17 protein-coding genes and 2 tRNA genes are annotated in these 15,369 nt (G+C 67.9%); 13 read left to right on the top strand and 6 right to left on the bottom strand.

The genetic code is table 11. From position 1 onward, the window contains the following. Window positions 1-48 precede the first annotated feature (48 nt). The 5 genes from moaA (at window position 49) to QZM35_RS22005 (ending at window position 4,008) form a co-directional block, all read left to right on the top strand. Window positions 49-1,161, top strand: coding sequence for a GTP 3',8-cyclase MoaA (gene moaA, locus QZM35_RS22025; protein WP_301776765.1), 1,113 nt, complete (start codon window positions 49-51; stop codon window positions 1,159-1,161). Between the two features lie 28 nt (window positions 1,162-1,189). Beyond that, window positions 1,190-1,807: a molybdenum cofactor guanylyltransferase MobA gene (gene mobA / locus QZM35_RS22020; RefSeq protein WP_089430780.1), complete on the top strand. Its 618-nt coding sequence runs from the start codon at window positions 1,190-1,192 to the stop codon at window positions 1,805-1,807. A 105-nt stretch (window positions 1,808-1,912) separates the two neighbouring features. Then, entirely contained in the window at window positions 1,913-3,211 is a 1,299-nt protein-coding gene (gene glp, locus QZM35_RS22015; RefSeq protein WP_301776764.1) for a gephyrin-like molybdotransferase Glp, read from the top strand. 39 nt (window positions 3,212-3,250) lie between these two features. Continuing rightward, window positions 3,251-3,526, top strand: coding sequence for a hypothetical protein (locus tag QZM35_RS22010; protein WP_006401288.1), 276 nt, complete (start codon window positions 3,251-3,253; stop codon window positions 3,524-3,526). Then, the gene (locus QZM35_RS22005; RefSeq protein WP_089424836.1) at window positions 3,523-4,008 is read left to right on the top strand and encodes a GNAT family N-acetyltransferase; all 486 of its coding nucleotides are present in this window, start codon (window positions 3,523-3,525) and stop codon (window positions 4,006-4,008) included. Before QZM35_RS22010 ends, QZM35_RS22005 begins: the two co-directional genes overlap by 4 nt. Before the next feature lie 90 nt (window positions 4,009-4,098). Here the strand turns inward: QZM35_RS22005 and rmuC are convergent, their stop codons facing one another. From rmuC to pncB, 5 genes are all read right to left on the bottom strand, one after another. Next, window positions 4,099-5,577 carry a DNA recombination protein RmuC gene (gene rmuC / locus QZM35_RS22000; RefSeq protein ID WP_301776763.1) on the bottom strand — a complete coding sequence of 493 codons (1,479 nt, stop codon included), beginning with the start codon at window positions 5,575-5,577 and terminating at the stop codon, window positions 4,099-4,101. Beyond that, a complete protein-coding gene (locus tag QZM35_RS21995; protein WP_089425869.1) occupies window positions 5,574-6,563 on the bottom strand; it encodes a D-glycerate dehydrogenase in 990 nt (329 codons plus the stop codon). The genes rmuC and QZM35_RS21995 overlap by 4 nt, the downstream gene beginning before the upstream one ends. 81 nt (window positions 6,564-6,644) lie before the next feature. Beyond that, the gene (locus QZM35_RS21990) at window positions 6,645-8,075 is read right to left on the bottom strand and encodes a sodium:proton antiporter (protein ID WP_089424834.1); all 1,431 of its coding nucleotides are present in this window, start codon (window positions 8,073-8,075) and stop codon (window positions 6,645-6,647) included. A 43-nt stretch (window positions 8,076-8,118) separates the two neighbouring features. Continuing rightward, the gene (locus QZM35_RS21985) at window positions 8,119-8,781 is read right to left on the bottom strand and encodes a lactate utilization protein C (RefSeq protein ID WP_089424833.1); all 663 of its coding nucleotides are present in this window, start codon (window positions 8,779-8,781) and stop codon (window positions 8,119-8,121) included. An 88-nt stretch (window positions 8,782-8,869) separates the two neighbouring features. Then, on the bottom strand, window positions 8,870-10,069 hold the full coding sequence (pncB, locus tag QZM35_RS21980; RefSeq protein WP_089424832.1) for a nicotinate phosphoribosyltransferase: 1,200 nt from the start codon (window positions 10,067-10,069) through the stop codon (window positions 8,870-8,872). Between the two features lie 320 nt (window positions 10,070-10,389). Between pncB and fdxA the strand changes: the two genes are divergently transcribed. From fdxA to QZM35_RS21940, 8 genes are all read left to right on the top strand, one after another. Continuing rightward, window positions 10,390-10,713: a ferredoxin FdxA gene (fdxA, locus tag QZM35_RS21975; protein ID WP_011351384.1), complete on the top strand. Its 324-nt coding sequence runs from the start codon at window positions 10,390-10,392 to the stop codon at window positions 10,711-10,713. A gap of 103 nt (window positions 10,714-10,816) precedes the next feature. Further along, window positions 10,817-10,892, top strand: a tRNA-Asn gene (locus tag QZM35_RS21970). 75 nt (window positions 10,893-10,967) lie between these two features. Next, a tRNA-Asn gene (locus tag QZM35_RS21965) sits at window positions 10,968-11,043 on the top strand. A 119-nt stretch (window positions 11,044-11,162) separates the two neighbouring features. Continuing rightward, complete coding sequence (locus QZM35_RS21960; RefSeq protein ID WP_089424831.1) at window positions 11,163-11,648, top strand: CreA family protein; 486 nt, start codon at window positions 11,163-11,165, stop codon at window positions 11,646-11,648. Window positions 11,649-11,710: 62 nt separating this feature from the next. Next, window positions 11,711-12,610, top strand: a complete 900-nt coding sequence (locus QZM35_RS21955; RefSeq protein WP_089424830.1) for an AraC family transcriptional regulator — start codon at window positions 11,711-11,713, stop codon at window positions 12,608-12,610. A gap of 95 nt (window positions 12,611-12,705) precedes the next feature. Continuing rightward, window positions 12,706-13,473, top strand: a complete 768-nt coding sequence (locus tag QZM35_RS21950) for an AzlC family ABC transporter permease (RefSeq protein ID WP_089424829.1) — start codon at window positions 12,706-12,708, stop codon at window positions 13,471-13,473. Then, entirely contained in the window at window positions 13,470-13,808 is a 339-nt protein-coding gene (locus QZM35_RS21945; RefSeq protein WP_089424828.1) for an AzlD domain-containing protein, read from the top strand. Before QZM35_RS21950 ends, QZM35_RS21945 begins: the two co-directional genes overlap by 4 nt. A 161-nt stretch (window positions 13,809-13,969) precedes the next feature. Further along, window positions 13,970-14,755, top strand: coding sequence for a DUF4088 family protein (locus QZM35_RS21940; RefSeq protein ID WP_089424827.1), 786 nt, complete (start codon window positions 13,970-13,972; stop codon window positions 14,753-14,755). A 123-nt stretch (window positions 14,756-14,878) separates the two neighbouring features. Here QZM35_RS21940 and QZM35_RS21935 read toward each other — a convergent pair whose 3' ends face one another. Next, a complete protein-coding gene (locus tag QZM35_RS21935; protein ID WP_089424826.1) occupies window positions 14,879-15,280 on the bottom strand; it encodes a hypothetical protein in 402 nt (133 codons plus the stop codon). Window positions 15,281-15,369: the final 89 nt, after the last annotated feature.

Genomic DNA, 15,369 nt, shown 5'->3' with positions numbered 1-15,369 from the left:
CCGGCCGCTTGCGGCTAAAATAGAGGTCTGGTTCGCACTTCTTTCAACATGTCCCGACGCATCATTCCTCTCGCCGACGTCAGCGGGATGCCGGACGTCTCCGGCGTCGCGCACGCCCCGGACGGCACGCTGGCCGACACGTTCGCCAGGCCGCTGCGCGACCTGCGCATTTCGGTGACGGATCGCTGCAACTTCCGCTGCGTGTACTGCATGCCGCGCGCCGTCTTCGACAAGGACTACCCGTTCCTGCCGCACAGCGCGCTGCTCACGCACGAGGAAATCGAACGCGTGGCGCGACTCTTTGTCGCACACGGCGTCGAGAAGATCCGCATCACGGGCGGCGAGCCGCTGCTGCGCAAGAATCTCGAATTCCTGATCGAGCGCCTCGCCCGCCTGACCACGCATGACGGCCGCCCGCTCGACCTGACGCTCACGACCAACGGTTCGTTGCTCGCACGCAAGGCGCGCGCACTGAAGGACGCCGGGCTCACGCGCGTGACGGTCAGCCTCGACGCACTCGACGATATGTTGTTCAAGCGCATGAACGACGCCGAGTTCGCGAGCGCCGACGTGCTCGACGGCATCTTCGCGGCCCAGGCCGTGGGCCTCGCGCCGGTCAAGGTCAACATGGTCGTGAAGCGCGGCACCAACGACAGCGAGATCCTGCCGATGGCCGAGCGTTTCCGCGGTACCGGCGTGATCCTGCGCTTCATCGAATACATGGACGTCGGCACGTCGAACGGCTGGAACATGACCGAGGTGCTGCCATCGGCCGACGTCATCGCCCGGATCGCCGAACACTTCCCGCTCGTACCGCTCGATCCGCACACGGCGGCCGAAACCGCGCAGCGCTGGGGCTATGCGGACGGCGGCGGCGAGATCGGCGTGATTTCCAGCGTCACGCAGGCCTTCTGCGGCGACTGCACGCGCGCGCGGCTGTCGACCGAAGGCAAGCTGTACCTGTGCCTGTTCGCGTCGACCGGCCACGATCTGCGCGCGCTCGTGCGCGGCGGCGCGAGCGACGCCGAGATCGCGACCGCGATCGCCCGCATCTGGCAGGCCCGCACCGACCGTTATTCGCAACTGCGCGGCAGCGCATCGGCCGACGCCGTGCCCGACGGCGCCGGCAAGCGGGTCGAGATGTCGTATATCGGCGGCTGACGCACGCCGCCCATCCCGCCCTCTTACCATGCCCGCTTCCGCCTCTCCCACGATCGCCGGCCTGCTGCTCGCAGGCGGGCGCGCCACACGCATGGATGGCGTCGACAAGGGCCTGCAGTTGCTCGACGGCATGCCGCTCGCGCTGCACGTGCTGCGCCGGCTCTCGCCGCAGGTCGACGAGACGCTGATCAGCGCGAATCGCCATGCCGATCGCTATGCCGAACTCGGCGCGCCATTCGACGCGCGCATCGTCGCGGACGAAACACCCGACTTCCCCGGCCCGCTCGCGGGCCTGCTCGCCGGCATGCGGGCGGCACGCGCGCCGCTCGTCGCGTGTTCGCCATGCGATACACCCTATCTGCCGGCCGACCTCGTCGCACGGTTGCAAGCGGCGCTCGACGCGCGGCAGGCCGACATCGCCATGGCGGTGACCGTCGATGCACAACAAGTGCGCTCGCCGCAGCCGACGTTCGCGCTGCTGCGCACGTCGCTGGCCGACGATCTCGCCGCCCGGCTCGCCGCCGGCGACCGCAAGGTGCGTGCGTGGTACGCACGCCACAAGACGGTCGAAGTCGAGTTTCACGACGAGCGTGCGTTTTACAATGCCAACTCCTGGCAGGAACTCGCCGCGCTGGCCCGCCGCTGACGGCACCCGCGCGGTTCCCGCCCGCCGCACGCGCAACCCGCGCCCAGGCACCCTCCTCGCGCCACCGGCCACGAACCCGATACGCCTTGCGGCGCAGTCCGACTGATGATCACGCAATCCTCGCCCGCCCCCCGAACCGCACCCGATTCCGATGCCCCGCTGTCGCTCGCCGACGCGCAGGCGCTCGCGTGCCGCTTCGCGGTGCCGGTCGACGCGTGTGACACGGTGACGCTGCGCGATGCACTCGACCGCGTGCTCGCGGCCGACGTGAACGCCCCGTTCGACATTCCCGCGTACGACAACTCGGCGATGGACGGCTATGCGTTCGACGGCAGCACGGACACGCACGCATCGCCGCAAGCGGAGGTCGCGCTGACGATCGCCGGCACCGCGCTCGCCGGCCATCCGTTCGACGGCGCCGTGGCCGCGGGATCATGCGTGCGCATCATGACGGGCGCGCCGATGCCGGCCGGCTGCGACACGGTGATTCCGCAGGAACGCGTGCGCGTCGACGGCGACACGATCCACTTCGCCGCGCACGACATCGCGCGCGGCGCGAACTGCCGCAAGGCCGGCGAGGACCTCGCGCGCGGCGCGTGCGCGCTTGCCGCAGGCCGCATCCTGCGGCCGTCCGATCTCGGCCTGCTCGCGTCGTTCGGTTTCCCCGAAGTTGCGGTGCGCCGGCGCGTGCGCGTCGCCGTGTTCTCCACCGGCGACGAACTGCGCGAGCCCGGCGAGCCGCTCGGCCCCGGCGCCCTGTACGACAGCAACCGCGGGATGCTGATCGCGATGCTCGAAAGGCTGCATGTCGACGCGGTCGATCTCGGGATCGTCCGCGACGACCCGGCCGCGCTCGAAGCCGCCTTGCGCAGCGCGGTCGCCGCGCAGGCCGATGCGGTGATCACGTCGGGCGGCGTATCGGTCGGCGAAGCCGACTTCACGCGCGACGTCATGGCACGGCTCGGCGACGTAACGTTCGCCAGCCTCGCGCTGCGTCCCGGCCGGCCGCTCGCGTGCGGCACGCTCGCACGCGCCGCCGACGGCGCCGGTCACACGCTGTTCTTCGGCCTGCCCGGCAACCCGGTCGCGTCTGCCGTGACGTTCTACGCGATCGTGCGCCCCGCGCTGCTGACGCTGGCCGGCGCGCAGGCCCAGCCGCCGGCGATGCATACCGCACTCAGCACGCAAGCGCTGAAGACGCGCCCGGGCCGCACCGACTACCTGCGCGGCGTCGCGACGCGCGCCGCCGACGGCCGCTGGCACGTCGCACCGGCCGGCTCGCAGAGTTCCGCGTCGCTGAGCGGCCTCGCGGCCGCCAACTGTTTCATCGTCCTGGGCCACGATACCGCGGCAGTCGACGCGGGCACCCCGGTCGACATCCTGCCGCTCGACGGCCTGATCTGAATTCCACTATCGGTATATCTCTACGGGGGCAATCCGCACATGAAGAAACAAATTTCGTCGATCGCCGCGGGGCAGACCGCAAAAGCGCTGATCCTCGTCTACCTGACGTTCAGCGTGCCGATCGTGCTGCTCGGCATTCTCGTCGCGTACGTTCGCTACGGGATGGTCGAACTGAGCACGATCCTGAGCGCGCTGCTGCTGAACGCCATCCTCGGCTTCGTACTGCTGTGGATCGCATGCCACGCGTACAACTGGGTCGCATCGCGCTTCGGCGGCATCGAGATCGTGCTGTCCGACCCGCCGGAAGAAGCGTGAGCGGCACACCGCTGATCCGCGCGGCCCAGGCACGCGACGTCGGCGCGATCCTCGCGCTGATGCGCGAGCTGGCCGAGTTCGAGAAACTTGCGCACCTGTTCGTCGCGACCGAGGCCGATCTCGCCGACGCGCTGTTCGGCGAGCAGCCTGCCGCCGAGGCAAGGGTGGCCGAGCACGACGGCGCGATCGTCGCGTATGCGCTGTTCTTCCACAATTATTCGACGTTCCTCGGCCGTCGCGGCCTCTATCTCGAGGACCTGTACGTGCAGCCGTCGCAGCGCGGCACGGGCCTCGGCACCGCGATGCTGCGTCACCTCGCTGCCTTGGCCGTCGAGCGCCGTTGCGGACGCTTCGAATGGTCGGTCCTCGACTGGAACCAGCCGGCGATCGATTTCTACGAAAAGATGGGCGCAACCGTGCTGCCCGACTGGCGCATCGTTCGCGTCACGGGCGACGCACTGGATACGCTCGCCGGGCATTGACCGCGAGCCGGCCACGCCGGCCATCGCGTCAAAAGAAAACGGGCGCCGCGGCGCCCGTTTTTGCTTTCCAGCCGATGTCGGCCATGTGCGTCATGCGTCGTCCGCATCGGCACCGTCGGCCCCTTCCGCACCCAGCAGCCCTGCCGCCGTATCGCCCGGCAGCGCCTCGACCTGCTTGAGCTTGCGGTTCATCACGCGGGTGCGCTGCTCGGCGGCCTCGATCGAGCGCGTGACCGTTTCGAGCTGCGACTTCGTGCGCGCGAGCACGTCGCCGAACTTGCCGAACTCCGTCTTCACCGCCCCGAGCACCTGCCACACCTCGCTCGACCGCTGCTCGATCGCGAGCGTGCGGAAACCCATCTGCAGGCTGTTCAACAATGCGGTGAGCGTCGTCGGGCCGGCGACCGTCACGCGATAGTCGCGCTGCAGCAGGTCGGTCAGCCCCGGGCGGCGCAGGATCTCCGCATAGAGCCCCTCGGTCGGCAGGAACAGCAGCGCGAAATCGGTCGTGTGCGGCGGCGCGACATACTTCTCGGCGATCGTGCGCGCCTCCAGCCGCACGCGTGCCTCGAGCGCGCGGGCCGCCGCCTCCACCGCCACCGCATCGGCGCGCTCCTGCGCGTCGATCAGCCGCTCGTAGTCCTCGCGCGGAAATTTCGCGTCGATCGGCAGCCACACGGGCGACGCGTCGCTCGTGCCGGCCTCGCGCCCCGGCAGCCGGATCGCGAACTCGACGCGCTCGCTGCTCTTCGGCACCGTCGCGACGTTCTTCGCGTACTGCTCGGGCGTCAGCATCTGTTCGAGCAGCGCCTCGAGCTGCACTTCGCCCCAGGTGCCGCGCGTCTTCACGTTGGTCAGCACCTTCTTCAGGTCGCCAACGCCCGCCGCGAGCGTCTGCATCTCGCCGAGCCCGCGATGCACCTGCTCGAGCCGGTCCGACACGAGCTTGAACGATTCGCCGAGCCGCTGCTCGAGCGTCGCGTGCAGTTTCTCGTCGACGGTGCGGCGCATCTCCTCGAGCTTCGCCGCGTTGTTCGTCTCGATTTCCTTCAGCCGCTGTTCGAGCGTCGCGCGCACCTCGCCGATCCGGCGGTCGTTCGCTTCGGTCAATTGCGTGAGCTGCCGGTTCAGCGTGTCGCCGAACAGCCTGAGCGCGCCCGTCTGCTCCTCGCGCGCCTGCTGCGCCTGCCGCTGCACGCTCTCGCGCATCGCGTCGAACTGCTGCGCGTTGCCGGCGACGAGCTTGCCGAGCTGCTGTGCAAAACCCTCGATCTGGTTGTTCTGCACGGTCGCGACGCTCGTCAGTTGCGCGGCGAGCGTCTGCTGAAGCTGCGCGAAGCTGCCGGCCAGCTCGGTGCGCGAACCGCGCGCGTTCTCGACGATCTCGCCGCGCAATTCGCGCTCGAGCCGCTCGACTGCGCGCGCCTGCGCATGCGCGGCGTCCTCGATCTGGTCGCCGAGTATCGCCGCGTCGTCGTGGCGGCCACCGCCACGCACGAGCGCGACGATCGCCACCGCAAGCGCGACGGCCAGCACGACGACCGCCGCAAGCAACAACGTCATCGTCATGCGCGCGGCTTCCCGATCACGTCAGGGTTGATCGGATTCGGCGGTTGCCCTGCGCGCGGCCCCTCGCCCAGCGCCGCGATCAGGTTGTCGGCGGCGAGGTTCGCCATCGCGCGGCGCGTCTTTTCGGTCGCACTCGCGATATGCGGCGTCAGCACGACGTTCGGCACCTCGAGCAGTGCCGGATGGACCGTCGGCTCGCCTTCGTACACGTCGAGGCCGGCCGCGGCGATCGTCCCGGCGCGCAGCGCGACGGCCAGCGCCGCGTCGTCGACGATCCCGCCGCGCGCGATGTTGGTCAGCGTCGCGGTGGGCTTCATCTTCGCGAGTTCGGCCGCGCCGATCGTGTGATGGTTCTCCTTCGTATACGGCAGCACGAGCACGACGTGATCGGCACGGGCGAGCAACGCGTCCTTCGACACGTATTCGGCATTGAGCTCGGCCTCGATCTCGGGCGCGACCCGCGACCGGTTGTGATAGATCACCTGCATCCCGAAGCCGCGCGCGCGGCGCGCGAGCGCCTGGCCGATGCGCCCCATCCCGATGACGCCGAGCGTCGAGCCGTAGATGTCGCTGCCGAGGAAACCGTCGTACGCCCACTTCTGCCAGTGGCCGGCCCGCAGCCAGTGCTCGGATTCGGCGATCCGGCGGGCCGCGGCCATCATCAGCGCCCAGCCGAAATCGGCGGTCGACTCGTTCAGCACGTCGGGGGTGTTGGTGCCGAGCACGTTCGCCGCGTTGAACGCGGCCATGTCGAAATTGTTGTAGCCGACCGCCATGTTCGCCACGACGCGCAGGCGCGGCGCCGCCGCGAGCTCGGCCGCACCGACCGGATCGCCGGCCGTCAGCGCGCCGTCCTTGTCGGCCAGACGCGCGGCGAGCGCGTCGGGCGCGAGTGCGTCGCCGTTGTTCCAGTCGACGTCGAAATACTGCTTGAGCCGCTCGATCACGTCCGGAAAGATCGGACGCGCGACCAGGATCTTCTGCATCGCCATCTCCGCATGCCGCGGGCGGATCGCTGCGCGCCGTGCGCCACTGGAACCACCCGCTCTAGGTTGAAAATCGTCAGCTTACGCCGTGAAGAAGATCCACGACGTAAGCAGGAATACCGGTATCAGCACGATCAGCGCCCAGCCGAGATAAGCGAAGAAGCTCGGCATCTTCACGCCGCGCGATTCGGCGATCGCCTTCACCATGAAGTTCGGCGCGTTGCCGATATAGCTGTTCGCACCCATGAACACCGCACCTGCGGAAATCGCGGCCAGCGTCGACGCGCCGGTCGTCATCAGCGACTGCGCATCACCGCCCGCGAGGTTGAAGAACACGAGATAGGTCGGCGCATTGTCGAGGAACGACGACAGGATGCCGGTCGCCCAGAAGTACATCGCGTCGATCGGCTTGCCGTCCGGCCCCGTGACGAGATGGACGATCTGCGCGAATGCGCCGTCGGCACCGGCGCGCAGGATCACGATCACCGGCGCGATCGTCACGAAGATCCCCGCGAACAGCTTCGCGACTTCCTCGATCGGCGCCCAGTTGAACGCGTTGCCCTCGCGCGCGGAACGCGGCGTCAGCGCGAGCGAGGCGAGCGTCACGCCCACGAGCGCGACGTCGCGCACGAGATTCTGCAGCGCGACGTGCGTGCCCCACACGTCGAACGTGATGCCCGGCTTCCAGATGCCGCTCATCAGCACCAGGCCGATCACGGCCGCGAGCAGCACGAAATTGATCTTGCCGTCGATCGACAGCCGGGCACTGTCGGGTGTCGGGTCGAGTGCGGCGGGCCGCTCCTCGCCGCCCTTCCGGTAGAAGTACGTATCGAGCGCGAAGAACAGCGTCAGCAGCACCACGCAGATGAACAGCATCGGCAGTGCGAGGTGCGTGGTCGTCCAGAAGAAGCTCACGCCATTCAGGAAACCGAGGAACAGCGGCGGATCGCCGAGCGGCGACAGCGAGCCGCCCGCGTTCGCGACCAGGAAGATGAAGAAGATCACGACGTGCACGACATGCTTGCGATTGTCGTTGGCGCGCAGCAGCGGCCGGATCAGCAGCATCGCGGCGCCCGTCGTGCCCATCACGCTCGCGAGCAGCGTGCCGAGCGCGAGGATCGCGGTGTTCAGCTTCGGCGTGCCGTGCAGGTTGCCGTTCACGCAGATGCCGCCCGCGACCGTATAGAGCGCGGTGAGCAGCACGATGAACGGGATGTATTCCTCGAGCAGCGCATGCACGAGCGTGCCGAACGCGGTGCCCGCGCCGAACGCGAACGCGAACGGGACCAGGAACACGACCGCCCACCCGGCCGCGATCTTGCCGAAGTGGTGATGCCAGAACACGGGGGCGACGAGCGGGAACAGTGCGATGGACAACAGGATCCCGGCGAACGGGATGCCCCAGAGAGCGGACAGCGTGGCACCGTCGAGCGTTGCGGCCGATGCAAGCGCGGGGACGGCGCCAAGCGCGATCCCCGACGCCATGCCCGCCCAGGCGGCATGTCGTTTCATGCAGAACTTCCTTGTTCGAGTGGTAGTGGATGCAGCGGGCGCGTCATGCGCCCCGTACGACGATCACGTGCACGCGGTACGGGCCGTGCGCGCCCAGTACGATGGTCTGCTCGATATCGCCCGTGCGCGACGGGCCCGACACGAAGTTGACCGCGCGCGGCAATTCGCCGCGCTCCGAGCGGATCAGCGCAAAGGCGTCTTCATGACCGGCGACGATCCGCGACGCGGGAACGATCGCGATGTGCGTTTCCGGCAGCAGGCCGGCCGACGCATAGGTGTCCGGGCCGGACAGCAGCACCAGCGAGCCCGTTTCGGCCGTCGCGCAAAAGCAGCCGGTGAGGCCGACCAGATCGCCGTCGCGCGGCTTGCGGCATTCGACCGACAGGCCTGCGCCCGCCCAGTCGAAATCGGCCAGCGTGCGCCACGCGACGGCCTGCGTCGGCAGGCCGTGAGCGGAAAGGTAGCGAGCCGCGGCGGCCGGTACGTCGGCAAGCGTCGCGACTTCGTCGACCGTCGTCGACAGGCGTACCGCTTCGTCGACGAAGGCAGCGACGAGATCGGCCGGCGCCGGCGGGCGCGGGCCTTCCGGATGACGGGCGAGATAATCGGCAACGCCGTCGCGCTCGGCCGCATCGGGTTCGGCCGCACGCCCCTGCGCCGCGCGAATGCGCGCGAGGATCTGGCGACGGGCAGCGGAAGTGTCCATGAACGGTCCTCGTGACGTTGGCGGGCGATACCGTCGGATTATACCGGCCGACCCCGCCGCCACGCAGTTTTGGCCGTTCGGCCGACGCTTACTTCGACGCGTCTTCCTCGACCGGCTGCGCGATGCCGAACACCTGGCGCAGGTACGCGAGATACGCCTTGTCGTCGCACATGCTCTTGCCCGGCGAATCCGACAGCTTCGCGACCGGCTGGCCGTTGCAGCGGACCATCTTGATCACGATCTGCAGCGGCACGTAGCCGAGATCGTTGGTAAGGTTCGTGCCGACGCCGAACGCGAGCTTGCAGCGGCCGCGGAAACGTTCGTACAACTGCATGACCTTCGGGATGTCGAGTGCGTCCGAGAACACGAGCACCTTGGTCCGCGGGTCGCAACGGTTCATCTCGTAATGACGCAGCATCCGCTCGCCCCATTCGAACGGATCGCCCGAATCGTGGCGCGCGCCGTCGAACAGCTTGCAGAAGTACATGTCGAAGTCGTTCAGGAATGCATCCATCCCGTAGACGTCCGACAGCGCGATCCCGAGGTCGCCGCGATATTCCTTCGCCCACATCTCGAAGCCGTAGATCTGCGAATCGCGCAGCCGCGGGCCGAGCGCCTGGCAGGCCTGCAGGTACTCGTGCGCCATCGTGCCGAGCGGCGTGATGCCGTGCTTCATCGCATACAGCACGTTGCTGGTGCCCGCGAACTGCGGGCCGAGGCCGTCGCGCAGCGTGAGCGCGACCTCCTCGTGCCAGACCTTCGAGAAGCGTCGGCGCGTACCGTAGTCGGCGATCTTGCAGTCGGCGAATTCGGGCTTCGCACCGAGCAGCTTGATCTTCTCGCGCAGCCGCTCGCGGCCTTCGCGATAGTCGGGCTCGCGCTGGGTATTGCGGAAATACACTTCGTTGACGATCGCGAGCACCGGGATCTCGAACAGGATCGTGTGCAGCCACGGCCCCGTGATCTCGATGTCGATTTCACCGTTGCCCTTCGGCGACGGCGTGATCGAGATGTACTTCTCGTTCAGGTGGAACAGCGCGAGGAAGTCGACGAAATCGCTCTTGATGAAGCGCATCCGCCGCAGGTAGTCGAGTTCGACGTCGGAAAAACGCAGCGCGCACAGGCCGCGCACCTCGTCGCGGATCTCGTCGATGTACGGCACGAGATCGACGCCGGGCGTGCGGCACCGGAAACGGTATTCGACGCTTGCAGCGGGAAAGTGATGCAGGACGACCTGCATCATCGTGAACTTGTAGAGATCCGTGTCGAGCAGCGAAGTGATGATCATGATGACGGCACCGCCAATATCGTGACCGGGCCCCGGCGCACCGCGCGCCGCCCGGTCTGTCGGCCATGTTACCCGAATGCGGGCCCGACCATCGTGAAACCGCCTGCCGCCCTGCTCCGGCCGCACTGCCCGTTCCGGCGTATGGGGCACGCACTGCCGCTGGTGCGTCCCTTCAGCGCCCCTTTGGGGAGCCCATAAACTAATCACGAAACGATATAAGCCGGATAGCCGACCACGCCATGCGGGTTTTGCGCTTCAGTTACAATGCCGGTTTTGGCGCAAACGCCACCCCATATATACCGCCAAGCAGGAGCGTTTTAATGACTCACGTTGTGACCGAAGGCTGCATCAAGTGCAAATACACGGACTGCGTGGATGTGTGCCCGGTGGATTGCTTCCGTGAAGGTCCCAACTTTCTCGCCATCGATCCGGACGAGTGCATCGACTGCGCCGTATGCGTCGCCGAGTGCCCGACCAATGCGATCTATGCCGAAGAAGACGTTCCGGGCGACCAGCAGCAGTTCACCGCGCTGAACGCCGAGCTGGCGAAGGACTGGCCGTCGATCACGAAGACCAAGCCGGCACCCGCCGACGCGGACGAGTGGAAGGACGTGCAGGACAAGCTGCACCTGCTCGAGCGCTGATCGCGCAGCCGCCGCAGAAATTTTTTTGTGCACCGCGGCTCAAAAGTGTTGACGACCTGATCAACGCTCCATATAATCCCGTTTCTCTGCTGTTGTTGTTTGTTCCCCGATAGCTCAGTCGGTAGAGCGCCGGACTGTTAATCCGTAGGTCCCTGGTTCGAGCCCAGGTCGGGGAGCCAAAAACGCAAAGGCCCGTTGAAAGTGGACGGGCTTTTTGCTGGTAGACAAACACGCATGCAGATGTACCGATTTATTCCCCGATAGCTCAGTCGGTAGAGCGCCGGACTGTTAATCCGTAGGTCCCTGGTTCGAGCCCAGGTCGGGGAGCCAAATAGAGAAAGGCCCGTCATTCGACGGGCCTTTTGTTTTTCCGGCCTGCCATTCGGCTTTCATCGTCCGGTCGCGCGCATGCTAGAGTCTCTGTCCCGCATTCGCATCCGGTTCCATCGATGAAGCACCGCCTCCTCCGCTTAGCCCCCTTCGCCCTCCTGCTTTCCGCGTTCGCCGCGGCGCCGCTCGCGCACGCGGAGGAAGTCGGCAGCGTCAACACCCATTTCCGCGTCACGGGCTCCGATCGCGTGGTCGTCGAGGCGTATGACGATCCGATCGTGAACGGCGTGACCTGCTACGTGTCACGCGCCCGCACCGGCGGGATCAAGGGCACGCTCGGCGTCGCCGAGGATCCGAGCGAGGCGTCGATCGCATGCCGGCAGGTCGGCCCGATCAGCTTCAAGGAGCCGCTCAAGCAGCAGACCGACGTGTTCAGCGAGCGCATGTCGTTCATCTTCAAGACCCTGCACGTCGTGCGCGTGGTCGACACCAAGCGCAACACGATCGTCTACCTGACCTACAGCGACCGCATCGTGAGCGGCAGCCCGAAGAACGCCGTCACCGCGGTACCGATGCCGGCCGGCACGACGATTCCGGTCAAGTAAAGCCCGCGCCTGCCGGGCGCGCGAGCGATACACTGTCGATTCGACCGCTCCCGCGCCCGATCATGTCCGCCACCCGCCTTCCCGACTCCGCACGCTACTGGCGCACGCCGCTGCTGCCGGATGCGGACCTCCTCACGGCCACCTATCGCGATCATGCGTTCGCCCCCCACTGGCACGACGCGTACACGATCCCCGTGATTCTCGAAGGAGCGGAGCGCTTCACCTATCGCGGCAGCGGCTATGTCGCCGAAACCGGCTCCGTGCCCGTCATCAATCCCGGTGAGGTGCATACGGGGTCGCGCGCGGCCGATGAAGGCTGGTGCTATCGCGTCAGCTACATGCCGGTCGAATTCATCCGCGAACTCACCTGTTCGATCGCCGGCCGCCCGCAGGACGCGCCGTGGTTTGCGCCCGACGTGATTCGCGACGCCGATCTTGCGGCCCGGCTCACGCTCGCGCACCGAATGATGGAGGCCGGCAGCGAGCGCGCACTGCCGTTGCAGGCACACGGGCAGCCGGCGCATGATCCGGCGACCGGCGCACCGCGCGCCTACGATCCGCTCGCCGCCGAAACGGCGATGCTCGATGCGTTGTCGACGCTGATCGTGCGCCATGCCGACGCACAGCCGCGACCGGCGCCGCTCGCAGCGGACGAACCGCGCGTCGACGTCATGCGCGAGCGGCTCGCCGCCGACCTCGTGTGCACGGTGACGCTCGACGAAGTCGCGCAGGCGGCCGGCCTGTCGCCGTTCCACGCGGCGCGCCTGTTCACCCGCACGACCGGCATGCCGCCGCATGCGTGGCGCAACCAGTTGCGCTTGCAGCGCGCGCTGGCGCCGCTGCGCGCGGGCGTGCCCGTCGCCGACGTCGCGGCGGCCAGCGGCTTCGTCGACCAAAGCCACTTCACCCGGCATTTCAAACGCATGTTCGGCGTGCCGCCCGGGCGCTGGCAGGCGAGCTGACGCGCAGCGTCCCGCCCGCCACCGCGATACCGCCCGACCCCGCAAGCGCAAGAACATACAAGCCGGCACACCCCCTGCCCGCTATCCTCCCGTTCATGGAGGAGCACCCTTTGAATCCGATACCCGCATCGCCTGCCCGCCGTCCATTGAACGAATGGCTCGACGGTGCGCGCGACACGATCCCGATGATGATCGGCGCCGCGCCGTTCGGCGTGATTTTCGGCACGCTCGTGGGCGGCGGCCCGCTCGCCGCCTGGCATGGCGCACTGATGTCGCTCGCCGTGTTCGCGGGCTCCGCGCAGTTCATCGCGCTCGGCCTGATCGCGGGCAGCGCGAGCTTCGTCGTCGTGCTCGCGACCACGCTGATCGTGAACCTGCGTCACCTGCTGTACAGCGCGACGCTCGCGCCCTATGTCGCCCACCTGCCGCTGCGCTGGCGCGCGACGCTCGGCGCACTGATGACCGACGAGGTGTTCGCGGTCGCCTATGCGCACTACCGGCATTTCCCGCCGGGCGCGATCGGCCCCCACTACTTCTTCGGCTCGGGGCTCGCGATGTACCTGAACTGGCAGGTCTGGACGCTCGCGGGCATCGGCTTCGGCGCGGCATTCCCGGGCCTGCAGTCGCTTGGCCTCGATTTCGCGATGGCGGCGACCTTCATCGCGATCGTCGTCCCCCAACTCGGCACGCTGCGCTATTTCGCGGCAGCCGTGACGGCCGGCACGCTCGCGTACTTCTGGCAGGGCTGGCCGTACAAGCTCGGGCTGCTCGGCGCGGTCGCCGCCGGCGTCGCGGTCGGCGTCGCGCTCACGTTGCGGCACGAACGCACGCGCGCCGGCTCGCGCACGGAGGCCGCATCGTGAGCTACGCGCTGCTGATCCTCGGGATGGCCGTCATCACGTACGCGATCCGCTCGACGCTGTTCCTGTTCGGCGAACGGCTGACCTTCCCGCCGCTCGTGCGGACCGCGCTCGGCTTCGTGCCCGTCACCGTGCTGACCGCGATCATCGTGCCGATGGTCGTCTCGCCGCACGGCGGCACGGCCGAGCTGACCTGGCGCAATCCACAGCTCGTCGGCGCGCTCGCCGCCGTGCTCGTGTCGGCCGCCACCCGCCGCCCGCTCGTGACGATCGCGGTGGGGCTCGCGGTGTTCTTTTTCTGGCAAGGGGTCGTGCTGCCCCACTGGCTACCCGCCTGAGTACACACTCGGTCATTCGTACTCAAGTTTCCGCCCGGCGCGCCGATATAGGGAATGAATACCCGCCACCGGCCTCGGCGCGCACCGGTCAGTCGACGCTGCGCCCGTCCCGGTGCGCCGTGCCGGCCGCCGGCTGGCACGGGCCGCCATCGAGACGATTCATGGGCCAGATCACCCTTTCCCTCAAGGACGACACGCTCGAGTCCCTGCGCAAGGACTACGACGCGTTCGTCCGCGTGTCGCTGAAACTCGACCCGCAGTTCGCGACGCCGTCGTTCGAGGATTTCCTGCGCGCCAAGCTGCTCGACAACATGGTGCCGCTGACCGAACACGCGGTGCAGCGGATGCTGCAGGGCGGCCAGTACGCGTGGGCAAAACGCACGCTCGACAAGGAATTTCCGGACGTCGTCGCGATCCTGATGCGACAGGCCGGCGAATTCGGCTTCGGCTTCGCGTCGCGCTCCGAATGGACCCCCGACGAACTCGCGAAGGCTTGCCGTGACTGGGCGAAAGCGATCGTCGCCGAAGCGCAGGGCGACCCGTCGCTGATCGATCCGCTCGCCTCGCAGATCAAGGGAGCCGCGCAAGACATCCAGACGCTCGAGGAACTGATGCAGACGCCTGCGTGGCGGCTCGCGGAATCGCTGCGACAACGGGTCTACGAGGCCAAGCTCGCGTGCGAGATGAGCATAGGCAGCACCGCGCGCGACAAGCTCGGCGAACTGCGCGGGCTGCTGCGGCTCGGGCTCGCGCACGGTTCGTTCCAGAAGCAGGAAGCACAGCAGATCATGGAATACCTGCGGCTGCTGAAGCCGGAGATCTTCGTCGAGGAACCGTACGACGTCTTCGCCCGGCTCGCCGCATGGTTGCGCAGCGTATTCACGCCGACGGCCGCGCGGCCGGCGCAGGGTCAGCCGGGCCAAGGGCAGAGCCAACGGCGGCCCTAACGGCGCGCCCGAACCCATCGACAAATGAAAGCGGCCCGGTTCGCGCAACGCGAACCGGGCCTTCGGATGGCCGCCGTCGCGACGCGTCGTCGAGGGCGAGCGTCGCGCGGCGCCTGGCACCGCTTACTGCGTGGCGCCCTGGGCCGATGCACCGCCCTCTGCGCCGACCGACGCACCGCCTTCGGTTGCTTCGCCGGCCTTCGCCTTGGCCGAGCCGACATGGCTCTTGGCCGACTTCGCGGCATGCTTCGTATGCTTCTTGGCCGAGTGGACGGCCGACGACGTCGAGTCCTTCGCGCCATCGGCTGCCGCGCCGACTGCATCGGTTGCACCGCCTGCCGCATTGCCCGACGCATTCGCGCCCGCACCGCCCTGCATGCCGGCACCGGCGCCCGCCGCCGGCGTCTGCGCCTGAACGCCGGCACCGGCTGCGCCCTGCACCGCCGTACCCGTCTGGGCAAATGCGGCCGAAGTGGCGAACGCCGTCAACGCGGCACCGATCAGCATCGTACGAATCTTGGACATGGCAATTCTCCTCAGGAAGTTGTGCGCCCGAACCGCAGCGATGCGGTCCGTTGCGTCCCCCGCCGCAACACGCAGCAGGTACGACAGAA

Source organism: Burkholderia sp. AU45274 (assembly GCF_030482505.1).
Taxonomy (GTDB): Bacteria; Pseudomonadota; Gammaproteobacteria; order Burkholderiales; family Burkholderiaceae; genus Burkholderia.
Note: the sequence above shows the minus strand (reverse complement) of the source record. Positions and strands in the feature narration are given on the sequence as shown.